Consider the following 15746-nt stretch of genomic DNA (forward strand, 5'->3'; position numbering starts at 1 on the left):
GTGATCGCCCCATCGCGGGCAAGCCCGCTTCCACAGTTGACCGAGTTATCCAGCCGAATGTGGTCCATGTTGGAGCGGGCTTGCCCGCGAAGAGGCCCTCTCGGGCGCTGAACATCATTCGCCAGGATTAGTTTGCCCCACCGCCAACCCCGCCCGAATAGCTGCCAGCGCCGCCTGGTAATAAGCCTTGCCTTCGGTCGATTCGGCAAAGGTCGCGAACTCTTCCAGCTCGGTATCCGACAGGTCGCGATAGACGTACAGCAAGGTGTTGTTCAGGTCGCTGCCGATCTGGTCCATCAGGCGCTGGCGCTGACCATTCAACATGCCCTGAGCCTGGCCGCCACCCAGCAGGCCGGGGATCATGGAGCTCAGACTGTCCGCCGCGACGCCGGCAATCGCCAGGCTGACTTCGGCGCCCGCTTCGCGCGCAGGCAGGGCCTGGGCCAGATGTCCGATGATCAGCAGGCGCGTGTCACTGGCCTCGATTTTCGGCAAGCCCTTGGCATTCTTCGCCAGCTGATCGCGGCGGGTTGCCAGCAACTCCGCCGCGACGATTTTTTTGCCCAGCGGTGACTGGAAAAAGGCCAATGCCGGCTTGGGATCGGCCAGGGTCTTGCGCAGTTGTGCCTCGGCCCGCTGATCGACCGCTTGAGGCGCAAAACGCTGATTGCTGTTGTTCACCAATGCCTGGAACACTGCCGGTGGCAGGCTGTTCTGGTAACGCTGCTGTGCCGCCGACAAGGCATCGTTAAAATGCGCGCGTTGTTCCGGCCAACCGGCGACCTTGTACAACTGGTCGTGGTCGTCTGCCCAGGCGGGTAAAACGCAGAACATCAACAGTGAGAAAAGCAAACGACGCATTAGGGACTCCTGTCAGCAGGCGACTATTCTCCGTGTGGCATTCGGACTTGTCGAGAATTCGTATCAAGCCGCTGCATGGCTCTGTCGGATTTGCAGGCACAGGAATACTATGCGCGCCATGCAAATACCCTCTGATCATCCGCTGCTGTTACGTATCGTCGACGACCTGGCCACACATGGCTGGTCGCAGCAGAATATTTTCCTGCCTCTGGGTCTGACCCGGGAACTGGCTGCTGAGTGCCATAAACGTTCAGCCGAAGGTGAATTGGCGCCTGCCGCCGTGGGTCGCGGGCCCACTTCGGAGATTCGCGAGGGCATTCGTGGTGACCGCATTCAGTGGATCGAACCCGGCCAGGCGCTGGCGTGTGACAGTTATCTACAGCTGATGGACAGCCTGCGCGAGGCGATGAATCGGGGCCTGTTCCTCGGCCTGGAGGATTTCGAAAGCCATTTCGCGCTGTACCCGCCAGGCGCCTTTTACCTCAAGCACGTCGACCGCTTTCGCGACGACGACCGGCGCATGGTGTCGGCGGTGGTCTACCTGAATGATGCCTGGCTACCCGAGCACGGTGGCCAGTTGCGCATGTACCTGGACGAAGGCGTGCAGCATGACGTCGTGCCAACCGGCGGCTGCCTGGTGGTCTTCCTGTCCGGCGAGGTGCCCCACGAAGTCCTGCCCGCCAGCCGAAATCGCCTGTCGTTGACCGGCTGGTTCCGGCGTCGCGGCAACGAGCCCTTCTGACCATGCAGAAAATTCTGGTAAGCCGCTGCCTGCTGGGTCACCGCGTTCGCTACGACGGCGGTGCCAGTGGGCCTTTCGATCAGTTGCAGCAATGGGTCGGTGAGGGTCGGGTCGTGCCTTTGTGCCCCGAGGTGGCCGGCGGCTTGCCGACTCCCCGGGCTGCTGCGGAAATCCCCGGCGGGCAGGGCGGTGAAGTGCTGGATGGGCGGGCCGCGGTCATCACCACTGATGGTGCGGATGTCAGCGCCGAGTTCCTGTCGGGGGCTTGTCAGGCCCTGGAACTGGTGCAAAAGCACGGCATCCGGATTGCGGTGCTGAAGGCCAACAGCCCGTCGTGCGGGAATCTGTTGACTTATGACGGGACGTTCAGCGGTGTGAAGGTCAACGGTGAGGGCGTCACAGCGGCATTGCTGCGACGCCACGGGGTGCAAGTCTTCAGCGAGCTGCAACTGCCGGAAGCGGCCCGTGCTTTGACCGCACAAGACTAACCGCCCGAACACGTTTCCTTTGGGAGCGAGCCTTCTCGCGTTGGCGGCCCGTCACTCAACACTTTAGCTGGATATGCCGGCCTCATCGCGAGCAGCGCGCTCCCACAGGGTTATCCATCTGCCTCGGCTCAGGGCTTCGGCGCCACACTCGTATCCGCACCAAACCACTTCTGCGACAGTGCCTGCAGGCGTCCGTCCGCCTTGATCCGCCCCAGCGCATTCTCCAGGCTGGCATGAAACGCCGGGTTGCCCTTCTGGAACGGAATGGCCAGTTTCACCGGCACAGCCGCCTTGGGTTTGTCCTGTGCCAGGCTCTGCACCAGCAGTATGGAGCGCGGCTCCGCTTCTTTCTGCGCGATCAGATCCGCCTTGGCATAGCTGTAAGGTTCGGTGAAGTCGAAACGATCCTTCAGATCCGGGGTCAGTGCTATGTGGTTGATGGCGACGTCGTATTTGCCGCTTTCAACCCCAGGCAACAGCTCACTGGCATCGGCAACGACGAAGTCGGCCCGCACGTCCAGCTCTTGGGCCAGCAGCTGGCCCAGTTCGACTTCAAAGCCGGCGAGCTTGCCGTCGTCCTTGAAATTGAAGGGTGGTGTATTAGCCTCAAGAGCGATGCGTAGTTCGCCACGGTCGTTGATGTCGTCAATCAACTCGGCATGAGCCAGTGGGCTCAAAAGGGGTAGCAGGCAGATCAGGCCAGGCAAAAAACGCATGGTCACTCCTTTGAATTCATTATTGCGAGGCTCTGGATCGGCTCGCTTTGCTATGGTTGTCGAGTGCCTTCGACAACAAATGGTCATGAAGTTGTCATGACTGCGCAGATTTTACGTAAAAACTGGAGAAGAGAATGAAAACCTTTATGTCACGAGCAGCATTGGCTGGCCTGTTGATGGGGGCTTCGATGCTGGCAACGGCAGCCACTCCGGCTCCCAAGGGAGCAGAAGCGTTCATCGTGTCGCCCGAAGACGGCGCCAAGGTGCCACAGGAATTCAAGGTCAAGTTTGGCGTCAAGGACATCTCCCTGGCCCCGGCTGGCGATACGACCAAACACACCGGTCACCACCACCTGCTGATTGATGTCAAAGAGCTCCCAGCCGCCGGTCAGCCGATTCCGACGGACGCCAACCACATGCATTTCGGCAAGGCGCAGACCGAAGCGACCATCAAGCTGCCGCCAGGCAAGCACACCTTGCAGCTTGAGCTGGGTGACAGCGGCCACATTCCGTTCGATCCGCCGATCGTGTCGAAAAAGATCACCGTGACTGTAGAGTAATTTTTCGCAGGCATGAAAAAGGGAGCCCGAAGGCTCCCTTTTTTGTCGCTCAACATCGCTGTCAGAACAATACGCGGCAACGAATGGTGCCGTTGATGTGCTGCAGCTTCTCCTGGGCGATCTCCGAGTAGTCGGCGTCGACGTCGATCACTACGTAGCCGACTTTCTCGTTGGTCTGCAGGAACTGACCGGAAATGTTGATGCCGTTTTCGGCGAAGACCTTGTTGATCTCGCTCATCACGCCCGGAATGTTCTCGTGGATGTGCAGCAGGCGATGCTTGCCAGGGTGAGCCGTCAGGGCCACTTCCGGGAAGTTCACCGACGATACCGAGGTACCGTTATCGCTGTACTTGACCAGCTTCTCAGCCACTTCCAGACCGATGTTGGCCTGCGCCTCGGCGGTGGAACCACCGATGTGCGGGGTCAGGATAACGTTGTCCAGGCCACGCAGCGGGCTTTCGAACTCTTCGTCGTTGGAGCGGGGTTCTACCGGGAACACGTCGATGGCTGCGCCGATCAGGTGTTTGTCCTTGATCGCGTCCGCCAGGGCGTCCAGCTCGACCACGGTGCCGCGCGCAGCGTTGATCAGGATGCCGCCCTTCTTGATGGCGCGGATTTCCTTCTCGCCGATCATCCACTGGGTCGCAGCGGTTTCCGGAACGTGCAGGGTGACGATGTCGGACATGCCCAGCAGGTCGTGCAGGTTGCCGACCTGGGTCGCGTTACCCAGTGGCAGCTTGGTCACGGTGTCATAGAAGTACACTTGCATGCCCAGGCCTTCAGCCAGTACCGACAGTTGGGTACCGATCGAACCGTAACCGACGATGCCCAGCTTCTTACCGCGGATTTCGAAGGAATTGGCCGCGCTCTTGATCCAGCCGCCACGATGGCAGGAAGCGTTCTTCTCGGGGATGCCACGCAACAACAGAATCGCTTCGGCCAGCACCAGCTCGGCTACGGAGCGAGTGTTGGAGTACGGTGCGTTGAACACTGCGATCCCGCGTTCGCGAGCCGCGTTCAGGTCGACCTGATTGGTGCCGATGCAGAAGCAACCGACAGCGACGAGCTTCTTCGCGTGATCGAAGATCTCTTCGGTCAGTTGCGTGCGGGAGCGGATGCCGATGAAGTGCGCATCAGCGATCTTTTCCTTCAGTTGGGCTTCCGGCAGAGAACCAGTGAGGTACTCGATGCTGGTGTAGCCCGCCGCCTTGAGGACGTCGACAGCCGATTGGTGGACGCCTTCGAGAAGAAGGAACTTGATCTTGCTCTTATCGAGAGAAGTCTTGCTCATCTGCGTAAACCTGTATCCCGGAGAAAAATGGCAGGAAGTCAGCAGTCGCTGACCCCGGACGGCAGGAACGCCGTCGCCGCAGAATCGCCTTTGGGCACTATGCTGCGGGGTCGGTATGCTAGCATAGGCGCCCCGCTAAACACTCATTCCTGCGACGTGAAGCGTTCTCAGGATGACCATGAATTGTTCGAGAGTTCTGTCGATGACCAATCCTGCCCTGATTGATGAGCTGAAGACCCTGGTTGAGCCTGGCAAGGTGCTGACCGATGCCGACTCCCTCAATGCTTATGGCAAGGATTGGACCAAGCATTTCGCCCCGGCGCCCACCGCGATCGTGTTTCCCAAGACCACCGAGCAGGTTCAGGCCATTGTCCGTTGGGCCAACGAACGCAAGGTGGCACTGGTGCCATCCGGCGGTCGTACCGGGCTTTCCGCCGCCGCCGTGGCAGCCAACGGCGAAGTGGTTGTGTCGTTCGACTACATGAACCAGATTCTTGAGGTAAACCTCACCGATCGCACCGCCGTGTGCCAGCCGGGGGTGGTCACCGAGCACCTGCAGAATGTCGCCGAAGAAAAGGGCCTGTACTACCCGGTAGATTTCGCCTCGGCCGGTTCCAGCCAGATTGGCGGTAATATCGGTACCAATGCCGGCGGAATCAAGGTGATTCGCTACGGGATGACCCGCAATTGGGTCGCCGGCATGAAGGTCGTCACCGGCAAGGGTGACCTGCTTGAGTTGAACCGCGACCTGATCAAGAACGCCACGGGCTACGACATGCGTCAGCTGTTCATCGGTGCCGAAGGGACCCTGGGTTTTGTGGTCGAAGCGACCATGCGCCTGGATCGCGCGCCGAAAAACCTGACTGCCATGGTGCTCGGTACCGCCGATTTCGATTCGATCATGCCGGTACTGCACGCTTTCCAGGACAAACTCGACCTGACGGCCTTTGAATTTTTTTCCGACAAGGCCCTGGCCAAAGTCATGGCGCGCGGTGATGTTCCGGCGCCTTTCGAAACCGATTGCCCGTTTTACGCGCTGCTGGAATTTGAAGCGACCACTGAAGAAGTGGCCAACCACGCCCTGGAAACCTTCGAACACTGCGTCGAGCAGGGCTGGGTGCTGGACGGTGTGATGAGCCAGAGCGAAACCCAGCTGCAGAACCTCTGGAAGCTGCGCGAATACATCTCCGAGACCATCTCCCACTGGACTCCGTACAAGAACGACATTTCGGTCACCGTGTCGAAAGTGCCGGCGTTCCTCAAGGAAATCGACGCGATCGTCGGCCAACACTATCCGGATTTCGAAATCGTCTGGTTTGGTCACATCGGCGACGGCAACCTGCACTTGAACATTCTCAAGCCGGATAACCTGAGCAAGGACGAGTTCTTCGCCAAGTGCGCCACGGTCAACAAGTGGGTGTTCGAAACCGTCCAGAAGTACAACGGTTCGATTTCCGCCGAACACGGCGTGGGCATGACCAAGCGTGACTACTTGACCTATAGCCGTTCAGAGGTTGAGATCGAGTACATGAAAGCCGTCAAGGCAGTGTTCGACCCGAACGGCATCATGAACCCGGGCAAGATTTTTGCTGTTTGACTTTCGAACTTAAGCGCTACGAACCAGGAGCCGGTCAATGAGCTATCAGCACCAGTATGTCGACGGTACGCGTATCCACTTTCCACTGGGCAAAGTGGTCTGCATCGGTCGTAACTACGCCGAACACGCCAAGGAACTGGACAACCCGGTGCCTACCGAACCGCTCCTGTTCATCAAGCCGGGCAGTTGCGTCGTGCCGCTCGAAGGCGGCTTCAGCATTCCGACCGAGCGTGGTTCGGTGCATTACGAAGCAGAAATCGCCGTATTGATCGGCAAGCCGCTGTCGACCAAGCCAAGCCGGGAAGAAGTGCTGGATGCGATCTCGGGTTTCGCACCGGCCCTGGACCTGACGCTGCGCGACAAGCAGGCTGAACTGAAATCCAAGGGCCTGCCCTGGGAAATCGCCAAGTCATTCGACGGCGCGGCGGTGATTGCGCCGTTCGTATCCGGCAGCACCTTCGCCGACCTGACCGACATCGGCATTCGCCTGACCATCAATGGTCAAGTTCGCCAGGACGGCAACAGCAGCGCCATGCTCAACCCTATCGTGCCGATGATCCAGCACATGGCCGGATGCTTCTCGCTGCAGGCCGGTGACGTGATCCTGACCGGCACGCCAGTGGGCGTTGGCCCGCTGAATGTCGGCGACGAACTGGTCATCGAATTGCCCGGCGCCAGCAGCTTTACCACCAGCGTCCGCTGACAGCACACCCTCCCGTGGAAGCAAAGCTGCCTGTGGAGAGCTGCCTGTGGGAGCAACGCTTGCTCGCGATAGCGGTCCACCATTCAACTTCAATGTTGAATTCAAAGGCCTCATCGCGAGCAAGCGTTGCTCCCACAGGAATTGCATCCCAACCGGGATTGCTCCCATGACTCCCATTCATGACTATCCGGAATCCATCCGTTAATGGCCAACCCACCGCTGCCCACGCTGAAACCTGCCCGCCGCCCGCGCTTTTTCATGCGCTGGTATTACTGGCTATTGCTGGTTGCCGCCATAACCTATGGCCTGGCCATTGCCATGCATTGGGATGACCGCGGTGCGCTCTGGTTGCAGGAACGTTTCGAAAGCCCCGCCGAGCGCCAGGAAAGTATCTGGCTGCCGAATTACACCGCAATCATCGACGCCAAATTGCTGCCAGGCATGGAGAAGGACGAAGCGTCCGACCTGGCGTACAACCCTCAGACCAAAACCCTGTTCTCGGTCATGGGCAAGAACCCGTTCCTCGTCGAACTGTCCTTGCAGGGCGACGTGCTGCGCAAGATGCCCCTGGCCGGCTGGAGCAATCCGGAAGGCCTGACGGTGATGGGCAATGGCCTGATGGCCATCGTCGACGAGCGCGAGCACCTGCTGTCCATCGTCAAGGTCGATGCCGATACCCGGGAGCTGAACATCGGCGACTTCCCCAAGTACGATCTTGGCCCTTCGAAAGATCAGAACAAGGCGTTCGAAGCCATCGTCTGGGACTCGCGCAATCAGCAGATGTTGTTAGGTGAAGAGCGTCCACCGGCGCTGTTCACCTGGAAAAGCAGCGACGGCGTCTCGCTGGCGGGCGACAAGCAGAAGCTCGACAGTGACGAACTGGACCTGCGTAATCTGTCTGCCCTGGCCATCGACCCACGCACCGGCCATACCCTGGTGCTGTCAGCCGATTCCCACCTGCTGCTGGAGCTGGACGAGCAGGGCAAGCAGGTCAGCTTCATGACCTTGCTGGGGGGCTTCAACGGGTTGGAGAACACCATCCCCCGAGCCGAAGGCGTGACCATGGATGACGCTGGCAACCTGTACATGGTGAGCGAGCCGAACTTGTTTTACCGCTTCGAAAAACAACACTGATCCGAAAAACACGCTGAAAACCTGTAGGAGAAATTTGGACGTTGTAGGCGCAGGCAAGTGGCCATTAAGCTTCAGTTCAGACAGGCGTGGTATTTCATCCGCCTGTTTTGAATCCGAGCACACCAGAATGCGTCGATTGGCCCGTCCCAAATCTCTGATCCTGATCTTCTTAGTCATTGCGCTGATCGCCCTCGTAGCCATGGGCCAATACCTGCGCCTGTTCGAGCGCGGCTGGTTCAACCTGCATGCGCTGTGGCAGGCCGAGAGCGCACTTTCCATTGGTCTTGATCGTTATCAGGTCACGGTCGAGGCGCGGGTGATCGATGGCCTGGATGACGACGTGTCGGCCCTGACATTCGATCCAGTGCGCAAAAGCCTGTTCACGGTCACCAACAAGAATTCCGAATTGATCGAGATGTCTCTGGATGGCCAGATTATCCGGCGCATTTCGCTGGTGGGCTTTGGCGATCCGGAAGCGGTGGAGTACATCAGCGCCGACACCTACGTGATCACTGACGAGCGCGAGCAGCGATTGATCAAGATTCATCTGGAGGAAGACACCACCTTCCTCGACGCGGCGGACGCCGAGCAGATGACCCTTGGTGTGCATATGGCCGGTAACAAGGGCTTTGAGGGCCTGGCGTACGACTCGGTGGGCAAGCGCCTGTTTGTTGCCAAGGAGCGCGACCCGATGCTGATCTACGAAGTACAGGGTTTTCCGCACTACAATCCGGAAAAGTCCTACGCGGTACATGTGGTCAATAACCCCAAGCGCGATGCCGGGATGTTCGTGCGAGACCTGTCCAGTCTGCAGTACGACGAGCGCAGCGGCCATCTGCTGGCGCTGTCGGACGAGTCGCGGTTGATCCTGGAACTGGACGTGGACGGGCGCCCGCTCAGTACCATGTCACTGAGCAAGGGGCGCCAGGGCCTGCAAAAGACCGTGCCGCAGGCGGAGGGGATCGCCATGGATGACGAAGGCACGATGTACCTGGTGAGCGAGCCGAACCTGTTCTACGTGTTCAAGAAACCCGCACAAAACTAACCAATACCCCAAAACACTGTGGGCGCGGGCTTGCTCGCGATGGCGGCCGGTCAGTCAACAGAATGTTGATTGTAATGGCCTCATCGCGGGCAAGCCCGCTCCCACAGGTTTATCGGTGTTTCTGGTTATTCTGCGCGCAGGGTTTTCACGCCTTCGCTGGTGCCCAGCAACAGCAAGTCCGCGGGTCGTGCAGCAAACAAACCATTGGTCACCACGCCGACGATCGCATTGATCTGCGTCTCCAGCTGCACCGGGTTGGTGATCTGCATGTTGTACACGTCGAGGATGATGTTGCCATTGTCGGTCAGCACACCTTCGCGGTAGACCGGGTCGCCGCCCAGCTTGACCAGTTCGCGGGCCACGTGGCTGCGGGCCATCGGGATCACTTCCACTGGCAGCGGGAACTCGCCCAGGACCGGCACCAGCTTGCTGGCGTCGGCAATGCAGATGAACGTCTTGGCCACGGCGGCAACGATCTTCTCGCGAGTCAGGGCGGCGCCACCGCCCTTGATCAGGTTCAGGTGCTCGTCGCTTTCATCGGCGCCGTCGACGTAGAACTCCAGGTCGCTGACGGTATTGAGTTCGTACACCGGAATCCCGTGGCCCTTGAGGCGCGCGGCAGTGGCTTCGGAGCTGGCGACGGCGCCATCAAATGCGCCTTTGTGTTGCGCCAGGGCGTCGATGAAGCAATTGGCGGTGGAGCCGGTGCCGACCCCGACGATGCTCTTGTCATCGAGTTTCGGGAGGATGAAGTCGACGGCGGCCTGGGCCACTGCCTGTTTGAGTTGATCCTGGGTCATGCGGGCTCCGAAGTGCCGAAGAGGGGGCTGAAGGCCGGCATTATAGGCTGCGGGGCAGCGAAGGTCATGCTCAAACCTGGGGCATACCCCTGTAGGGGCAAAGCTTTGGATTGGGGTGTGGTCGTGTGGCGCGAAGCCGGGTTAGACTCGTTGGTCCTGCCCAACCCGCTCAGTGATGCTTTCCGATGCTCGAACAGTACGTCAAGAAGATCCTCACCTCGCGCGTTTATGACGTTGCCGTAGAAACCCCATTGCAGACTGCTCGCCAGCTCTCCGAGCGGCTGGGCAACAGCATTTGGCTCAAGCGCGAAGACTTGCAACCGGTGTTCTCGTTCAAGATCCGCGGCGCCTACAACAAGCTCACCCAACTGAGCGAGGAAGAGCGGGCGCGCGGTGTGGTCACCGCTTCTGCCGGCAACCATGCCCAAGGGCTGGCCCTGGCGGCCAAGGTACTGGGCGTGAAAGCGACCATCGTGATGCCCAAGACCACCCCGGAAATCAAGGTCGAAGGCGTACGCTCGCGCGGCGGCAAAGTCGTGTTGCACGGGGATTCATTCCCGGAAGCCCTGGCCTACTCGCTGAAACTGGTCGACGAAAAAGGCTACGTCTACATTCATCCCTACGACGATCCTCATACCATCGCCGGGCAGGGCACGGTGGCCATGGAGATCCTGCGCCAGCACCCGGGGCGCCTGGATGCCATTTTCGTCCCGGTCGGCGGTGGCGGGCTGATCGCCGGTATTGCGGCGTACGTTAAATACCTTCGACCTGAAATCAAGGTCATCGGCGTCGAGCCGGACGATTCCAATTGCCTGCAAGCAGCCATGGCTGCCGGTGAACGCGTGGTCTTGCCGACCGTGGGCATCTTCGCCGACGGTGTGGCGGTGGCGCAGATCGGCCAGCACACATTCGACATCTGCAAAGACTACGTCGATGAAGTCATCACCGTCAGCACTGACGAAATCTGTGCGGCAATCAAGGACATTTACGACGACACCCGCTCCATCACCGAGCCCGCCGGCGCGCTGGGCGTGGCCGGGATCAAAAAGTACGTCGAACAGCATGGTGTCACCGGCCATTCCTTCGTGGCCATCGACTCCGGCGCCAACGTCAACTTCGACCGCCTGCGCCACGTCGCCGAGCGAGCCGAGCTGGGCGAGGGTCGCGAAGCCATCATCGCCGTGACCATTCCCGAGAAGCCTGGCAGCTTCAAGGCGTTCTGCGAAGCCATCGGCAAGCGCCAGATCACCGAATTCAACTACCGCTACAACACCGGCAGCGAAGCGCATATTTTTGTCGGGGTGCAAACGCATCCGGACACCGATCCGCGCAGCGCGCTGATTGCCAGCCTGGGCGAGCAGGGCTTTCCGGTGCTCGACCTGACCGACAACGAACTGGCCAAGTTGCACATCCGTCACATGGTGGGCGGTCGTGCCGCGCATGTGGTCGATGAAGTGATTCTGCGGTTTGAATTCCCGGAGCGCCCGGGCGCGCTGTTCAACTTCCTCAACAAGCTGGGCGGGCGCTGGAACATATCGATGTTCCATTATCGCAACCACGGCGCTGCGGACGGCCGAGTCGTCGCGGGGCTGCAGGTACCGCATGACGAGCGTCACCTGGTGCCTGCGGCGCTGGAAGAAATCGGCTATCCGTATTGGGACGAAAGCGACAACCCGGCCTATCTGCTGTTTCTGGGCTGAGCGACTACGCTGTTGGGCAAGCCATAAGGAAATCGAACAATGGACACGTTAACCGCGCTGAAAATGGCCCACACTGCGGCGACCGCGATATTGCTGGGTTGTGCGCTGGGCCTGGGGATCTGGGTGTGGCAAACGCGGCGCGGTGGCGACGCCACGGCGGGCAGCCGCACCTTGCAGCGGCCACGGGTGTTTGTCTGGCTGCTGATGGGCCTGGCCCTGCTGAGCATGCCATTCACCGGCTGGTGGATGGTGCACCTGGTGGGCTGGCCCTTGGGGCAGACCTGGCTGCTGGCCTCCAGTGTGCTTTATACCTTGGCGGCGTTGGGGTGGTTCTGGCTGCTGGTGCGGCTGAACAAATTGCGCAAGGCGCCGGGGGGTAATGGCAGATTTACCTTTGCCTTGGCGCTGTTCAGTTTTGTTTGCCTGGTCGCGATTGCGGGGTTAATGGGCGCTAAGCCGGTTTAGCCCGAAAAGATCGTCCGAACGCGGCCCGAGCCTTCGGACGATCTTTTGATCTTCAGTCGCGCAGGGTGATCACCGGCCAACCGCGCTTCTCGGCCTCAGCCCGCAAGTTAGGGTCCGGATCAACCGCCACCGGATTCGCCACCTGCTCAAGCAGCGGCAAATCATTCATCGAATCGCTATAGAAATAGCTGTCGTCCAACGAATGCCCGGTCTCTTGCAGCCAGCGATTCAATCGGGTGACCTTGCCTTCGCGGAAGCACGGCACGTCGGTGCTGCGCCCGGTGTAGCGGCCGTCGAGCATTTCGCACTCGGTAGCAATCAGGGTTTCAACGCCCAGGCGCTCGGCAATCGGCCCGGTTACGAAACGGTTGGTCGCGGTGATGATCACCAGCTTGTCACCTGCGTCGCGGTGCTTGGCCAGCAGTTCGATAGCCTTGGGTAACACGATCGGCTCAATGCAGTCGCGCATGTAGTCCTGGTGCCATTGCGCCAGCGTGGCCATTTCGGTGCGGCCCAGGACCTCCAGGCAAAAGTTCAGGTAAGCGGCGTTATCGAGCTTGCCGGCCAGGTAATCCTGATAGAACTCGTCGTTGCGTGTCTTGTAGGCAACCGCGTCGAGGAACCCGCGCTCGCACAGGTAATCGCCCCAGGCGTGGTCGCTGTCGCCGCCCAGAAGTGTGTTGTCCAAGTCGAATAAAGCCAGCCGCATTGCAGTTACTCGCTGAAAAGTCTGTAGAAAGGCGTCCAGAATACGGACTTTTCACAAGAGTGCACATAAGGTAGGCCGGCTCGTTGCTGCCTTCACAACCTTTGTGGAACAATGCGACGACATGCGTTTGCGAGGTTGTTGCCGTGATCGACCCCGATGGTTTCCGCCCCAATGTCGGGATCATTCTCACGAATGATGCCGGACAGGTGCTATGGGCTCGCCGTATCAATCAAGATGCCTGGCAGTTTCCCCAGGGTGGAATCAATCCCCAGGAGACGCCGGAAGACGCCTTGTACCGCGAGTTGAACGAAGAAGTGGGCCTGGAACGCGAAGATGTTGAAATTCTCGCCTGTACTCGGGGCTGGTTGCGCTATCGTTTGCCGCAACGTCTGGTCAGGACCCACAGCCAACCGCTGTGCATCGGCCAGAAACAGAAGTGGTTTCTCCTGCGCCTGATCTCCAACGAGCAGCGGGTGCGGATGGATTTGACCGGTAAACCGGAGTTCGATGGCTGGCGCTGGGTCAGCTATTGGTATCCGTTGGGCCAGGTGGTGACATTCAAGCGCGAGGTGTATCGACGCGCTCTCAAAGAGCTTGCCCCGCGCCTTTTAACGCGCGACTGACGACGGAGTTCGACCCCGAGCCATGCTCAATACGCTGCGCAAGATCGTCCAGGAAGTTAACTCCGCCAAGGATCTCAAGGCGGCGTTGGGGATTATTGTGTTGCGCGTCAAAGAGGCCATGGGCAGCCAGGTTTGCTCGGTCTACCTGCTCGACCCCGAGACCAACCGCTTCGTCCTGATGGCCACCGAAGGCCTCAACAAGCGCTCGATCGGCAAGGTCAGCATGGCGCCGAACGAAGGTCTGGTGGGCCTGGTCGGTACGCGTGAAGAACCCCTGAACCTGGAAAACGCTGCGGATCACCCGCGCTACCGTTACTTCGCCGAGACGGGGGAAGAGCGCTACGCCTCCTTCCTTGGGGCGCCGATCATTCACCACCGCCGCGTCGTCGGCGTGCTGGTCATTCAACAGAAAGAACGCCGCCAGTTCGATGAAGGTGAAGAAGCTTTCCTCGTGACCATGAGCGCGCAGCTCGCCGGCGTTATTGCCCACGCCGAGGCCACCGGCTCGATCCGAGGGCTGGGGCGCCAGGGCAAGGGCATCCAGGAGGCGAAGTTCGTCGGCGTTCCCGGTTCGCCGGGCGCGGCGGTCGGTACGGCGGTGGTCATGCTGCCGCCAGCGGATCTGGATGTGGTGCCGGACAAGACCATTACCGACATCGATGCCGAACTTGGGCTGTTCAAGACTGCCATCGAAGGTGTGCGTGCCGACATGCGTGCCTTGTCGGCCAAGCTTGCGACCCAGCTGCGCCCGGAAGAGCGCGCGTTGTTCGACGTCTATCTGATGATGCTCGACGATGCCGCGCTGGGCAACGAAGTCACCACCGTGATCAAGACCGGGCAGTGGGCCCAAGGCGCGTTGCGCCAGGTTGTCACCGATCACGTCAACCGCTTCGAACTGATGGACGACGCCTACCTGCGGGAGCGCGCATCGGACGTCAAGGACCTCGGCCGACGCCTGCTGGCTTACTTGCAGGAGGAGCGCCAGCAAAACCTGGTCTACCCGGAAAAAACCATTCTGGTCAGCGAAGAACTGACGCCGGCGATGCTCGGCGAGGTTCCGGAAGGCACGCTGGTTGGCCTGGTCTCGGTGCTCGGCTCGGGTAACTCCCACGTTGCGATCCTGGCTCGGGCCATGGGTATCCCGACGGTTATGGGCCTGGTTGACCTGCCATACGCCAAGGTTGACGGCATCGAGCTGATCGTCGACGGCAATCGTGGCGAGGTCTACACCAACCCCAGTGACGTGCTGCGCAAGCAATTCGCCGAGGTGGTGGAAGAAGAGAAGCAACTGGCCCTGGGTCTCGACTCTTTGCGAGACCTGCCATGCGTGACCCTCGACGGCCACCGCATGCCGCTGTGGGTCAACACCGGCCTGCTGGCGGACGTGGCGCGGGCGCAGAAGCGTGGCGCCGAGGGCGTTGGCCTGTATCGCACCGAAGTGCCGTTCATGATCAACCAGCGCTTCCCGAGCGAAAAGGAGCAGCTGGCGATCTATCGCGAGCAGCTCGCCGCGTTCCACCCGCAGCCGGTCACCATGCGCAGCCTGGATATCGGCGGTGACAAGTCGCTGTCGTATTTTCCCATCAAGGAAGACAACCCGTTCCTGGGATGGCGCGGCATTCGCGTCACCCTCGACCACCCGGAAATCTTTCTGGTGCAGACCCGGGCCATGCTCAAGGCCAGTGAGGGCCTGAACAACCTGCGAATCCTGTTGCCGATGATCTCCGGCACCCACGAGCTCGAAGAAGCCCTGCACCTGATCCATCGGGCCTGGGGTGAAGTGCGCGACGAGGGCACGGATGTTCCGATGCCCCCGATTGGCGTGATGATCGAGATTCCGGCGGCGGTGTACCAGACCAAGGAGCTGGCGCGACAAGTCGATTTCCTTTCGGTCGGTTCGAACGACCTGACCCAGTACCTGCTGGCGGTGGATCGCAACAACCCGCGGGTGGCCGATCTCTACGATTACCTGCACCCGGCAGTGCTTCAAGCGCTGCAGAACGTGGTGCGTGATGCCCATGCCGAGGGTAAGCCGGTGAGTATCTGCGGCGAGATGGCCGGTGATCCTGCGGCGGCGGTGTTGTTGATGGCGATGGGTTTCGACAGCCTGTCGATGAACGCCACCAACCTGCCCAAGGTGAAATGGATGCTGCGCCAGATCAATCTGAGCAAGGCCAAGGAGTTGCTGGCAGAGCTGATGACCATCGACAACCCGCAAGTTATCCACAGCTCGTTGCAGTTGGCGCTGAAGAACCTTGGGTTGGCGCGGATCAATAATCCGGCGACTGCCAAGGTGCTCTAAACCACTGATG

General features: G+C 60.2%; 16 protein-coding genes. 11 read left to right on the forward strand and 5 right to left on the reverse strand.

What is annotated here, in order from left to right; genetic code table 11:
- Positions 1–114: 114 nt before the first annotated feature.
- A complete protein-coding gene (locus tag UB23_RS13215) occupies positions 115–861 on the reverse strand; it encodes a DUF2059 domain-containing protein (RefSeq protein ID WP_045059763.1) in 747 nt (248 codons plus the stop codon).
- A gap of 109 nt (positions 862–970) precedes the next feature.
- Between UB23_RS13215 and UB23_RS13220 the strand changes: the two genes are divergently transcribed.
- Positions 971–1603, forward strand: a complete 633-nt coding sequence (locus UB23_RS13220; protein WP_045059764.1) for a 2OG-Fe(II) oxygenase — start codon at positions 971–973, stop codon at positions 1601–1603.
- Positions 1604–1605: 2 nt separating this feature from the next.
- A complete protein-coding gene (locus UB23_RS13225) occupies positions 1606–2091 on the forward strand; it encodes a DUF523 domain-containing protein (RefSeq protein ID WP_045059765.1) in 486 nt (161 codons plus the stop codon).
- A 128-nt stretch (positions 2092–2219) separates the two neighbouring features.
- Here UB23_RS13225 and UB23_RS13230 read toward each other — a convergent pair whose 3' ends face one another.
- A complete protein-coding gene (locus tag UB23_RS13230) occupies positions 2220–2807 on the reverse strand; it encodes a transporter substrate-binding domain-containing protein (RefSeq protein ID WP_045059766.1) in 588 nt (195 codons plus the stop codon).
- Between the two features lie 134 nt (positions 2808–2941).
- On the opposite strand from UB23_RS13230, the gene UB23_RS13235 reads away from it, so the two are divergent.
- Positions 2942–3367, forward strand: a complete 426-nt coding sequence (locus UB23_RS13235; RefSeq protein ID WP_045059767.1) for a DUF4399 domain-containing protein — start codon at positions 2942–2944, stop codon at positions 3365–3367.
- Between the two features lie 61 nt (positions 3368–3428).
- Here the strand turns inward: UB23_RS13235 and serA are convergent, their stop codons facing one another.
- Positions 3429–4658 (reverse strand): phosphoglycerate dehydrogenase, encoded by a 1230-nt coding sequence (gene serA / locus UB23_RS13240; RefSeq protein ID WP_045059768.1) that lies wholly within the window; start codon positions 4656–4658, stop codon positions 3429–3431.
- A 202-nt stretch (positions 4659–4860) separates the two neighbouring features.
- Between serA and UB23_RS13245 the strand changes: the two genes are divergently transcribed.
- The 4 genes from UB23_RS13245 to UB23_RS13260 all read left to right on the forward strand — a co-directional run bounded on the left by UB23_RS13245 (position 4861) and on the right by UB23_RS13260 (position 9137).
- The gene (locus UB23_RS13245) at positions 4861–6255 is read left to right on the forward strand and encodes an FAD-binding oxidoreductase (protein WP_045059769.1); all 1395 of its coding nucleotides are present in this window, start codon (positions 4861–4863) and stop codon (positions 6253–6255) included.
- 37 nt (positions 6256–6292) lie between these two features.
- Positions 6293–6958 carry a fumarylacetoacetate hydrolase family protein gene (locus UB23_RS13250; protein WP_045059770.1) on the forward strand — a complete coding sequence of 222 codons (666 nt, stop codon included), beginning with the start codon at positions 6293–6295 and terminating at the stop codon, positions 6956–6958.
- Positions 6959–7162: 204 nt separating this feature from the next.
- The gene (locus UB23_RS13255; protein ID WP_045059771.1) at positions 7163–8092 is read left to right on the forward strand and encodes an SdiA-regulated domain-containing protein; all 930 of its coding nucleotides are present in this window, start codon (positions 7163–7165) and stop codon (positions 8090–8092) included.
- A 127-nt stretch (positions 8093–8219) separates the two neighbouring features.
- Positions 8220–9137, forward strand: a complete 918-nt coding sequence (locus UB23_RS13260; protein ID WP_045059772.1) for an SdiA-regulated domain-containing protein — start codon at positions 8220–8222, stop codon at positions 9135–9137.
- A gap of 125 nt (positions 9138–9262) precedes the next feature.
- Here UB23_RS13260 and rpiA read toward each other — a convergent pair whose 3' ends face one another.
- Positions 9263–9937: a ribose-5-phosphate isomerase RpiA gene (gene rpiA, locus UB23_RS13265; protein WP_045059773.1), complete on the reverse strand. Its 675-nt coding sequence runs from the start codon at positions 9935–9937 to the stop codon at positions 9263–9265.
- Between the two features lie 185 nt (positions 9938–10122).
- On the opposite strand from rpiA, the gene ilvA reads away from it, so the two are divergent.
- Both ilvA and UB23_RS13275 read left to right on the forward strand, forming a co-directional pair.
- Complete coding sequence (ilvA, locus tag UB23_RS13270) at positions 10123–11637, forward strand: threonine ammonia-lyase, biosynthetic (RefSeq protein WP_045059774.1); 1515 nt, start codon at positions 10123–10125, stop codon at positions 11635–11637.
- A gap of 39 nt (positions 11638–11676) precedes the next feature.
- Positions 11677–12102, forward strand: coding sequence for a DUF2269 domain-containing protein (locus UB23_RS13275; RefSeq protein ID WP_045059775.1), 426 nt, complete (start codon positions 11677–11679; stop codon positions 12100–12102).
- Positions 12103–12154: 52 nt separating this feature from the next.
- Here UB23_RS13275 and UB23_RS13280 read toward each other — a convergent pair whose 3' ends face one another.
- Positions 12155–12811 (reverse strand): HAD family hydrolase, encoded by a 657-nt coding sequence (locus UB23_RS13280; RefSeq protein ID WP_045059776.1) that lies wholly within the window; start codon positions 12809–12811, stop codon positions 12155–12157.
- 143 nt (positions 12812–12954) lie between these two features.
- Here UB23_RS13280 and UB23_RS13285 point away from each other — a divergent pair, with 143 nt between their 5' ends.
- Positions 12955–13434, forward strand: a complete 480-nt coding sequence (locus UB23_RS13285; protein ID WP_007945562.1) for an RNA pyrophosphohydrolase — start codon at positions 12955–12957, stop codon at positions 13432–13434.
- A gap of 22 nt (positions 13435–13456) precedes the next feature.
- Complete coding sequence (gene ptsP, locus UB23_RS13290) at positions 13457–15736, forward strand: phosphoenolpyruvate--protein phosphotransferase (protein WP_045059777.1); 2280 nt, start codon at positions 13457–13459, stop codon at positions 15734–15736.
- Positions 15737–15746 lie beyond the last annotated feature (10 nt).

Source organism: Pseudomonas sp. ES3-33 (genome assembly GCF_000952175.1).
GTDB classification, from domain to species: Bacteria; Pseudomonadota; Gammaproteobacteria; order Pseudomonadales; family Pseudomonadaceae; genus Aquipseudomonas; species Aquipseudomonas gregormendelii.

What these genes read in the sequence shown, in the direction of transcription:
- UB23_RS13215 (WP_045059763.1), bottom strand. Translation starts at nt 861, where the DNA reads ATGCGTCGTTTGCTTTTCTCACTGTTGATGTTCTGCGTTTTACCCGCC.
- UB23_RS13220 (WP_045059764.1), top strand. Translation starts at nt 971, where the DNA reads ATGCGCGCCATGCAAATACCCTCTGATCATCCGCTGCTGTTACGTATC.
- UB23_RS13225 (WP_045059765.1), top strand. Translation starts at nt 1,606, where the DNA reads ATGCAGAAAATTCTGGTAAGCCGCTGCCTGCTGGGTCACCGCGTTCGC.
- UB23_RS13230 (WP_045059766.1), bottom strand. Translation starts at nt 2,807, where the DNA reads ATGCGTTTTTTGCCTGGCCTGATCTGCCTGCTACCCCTTTTGAGCCCA.
- UB23_RS13235 (WP_045059767.1), top strand. Translation starts at nt 2,942, where the DNA reads ATGAAAACCTTTATGTCACGAGCAGCATTGGCTGGCCTGTTGATGGGG.
- serA (WP_045059768.1), bottom strand. Translation starts at nt 4,658, where the DNA reads ATGAGCAAGACTTCTCTCGATAAGAGCAAGATCAAGTTCCTTCTTCTC.
- UB23_RS13245 (WP_045059769.1), top strand. Translation starts at nt 4,861, where the DNA reads ATGACCAATCCTGCCCTGATTGATGAGCTGAAGACCCTGGTTGAGCCT.
- UB23_RS13250 (WP_045059770.1), top strand. Translation starts at nt 6,293, where the DNA reads ATGAGCTATCAGCACCAGTATGTCGACGGTACGCGTATCCACTTTCCA.
- UB23_RS13255 (WP_045059771.1), top strand. Translation starts at nt 7,163, where the DNA reads ATGGCCAACCCACCGCTGCCCACGCTGAAACCTGCCCGCCGCCCGCGC.
- UB23_RS13260 (WP_045059772.1), top strand. Translation starts at nt 8,220, where the DNA reads ATGCGTCGATTGGCCCGTCCCAAATCTCTGATCCTGATCTTCTTAGTC.
- rpiA (WP_045059773.1), bottom strand. Translation starts at nt 9,937, where the DNA reads ATGACCCAGGATCAACTCAAACAGGCAGTGGCCCAGGCCGCCGTCGAC.
- ilvA (WP_045059774.1), top strand. Translation starts at nt 10,123, where the DNA reads ATGCTCGAACAGTACGTCAAGAAGATCCTCACCTCGCGCGTTTATGAC.
- UB23_RS13275 (WP_045059775.1), top strand. Translation starts at nt 11,677, where the DNA reads ATGGACACGTTAACCGCGCTGAAAATGGCCCACACTGCGGCGACCGCG.
- UB23_RS13280 (WP_045059776.1), bottom strand. Translation starts at nt 12,811, where the DNA reads ATGCGGCTGGCTTTATTCGACTTGGACAACACACTTCTGGGCGGCGAC.
- ptsP (WP_045059777.1), top strand. Translation starts at nt 13,457, where the DNA reads ATGCTCAATACGCTGCGCAAGATCGTCCAGGAAGTTAACTCCGCCAAG.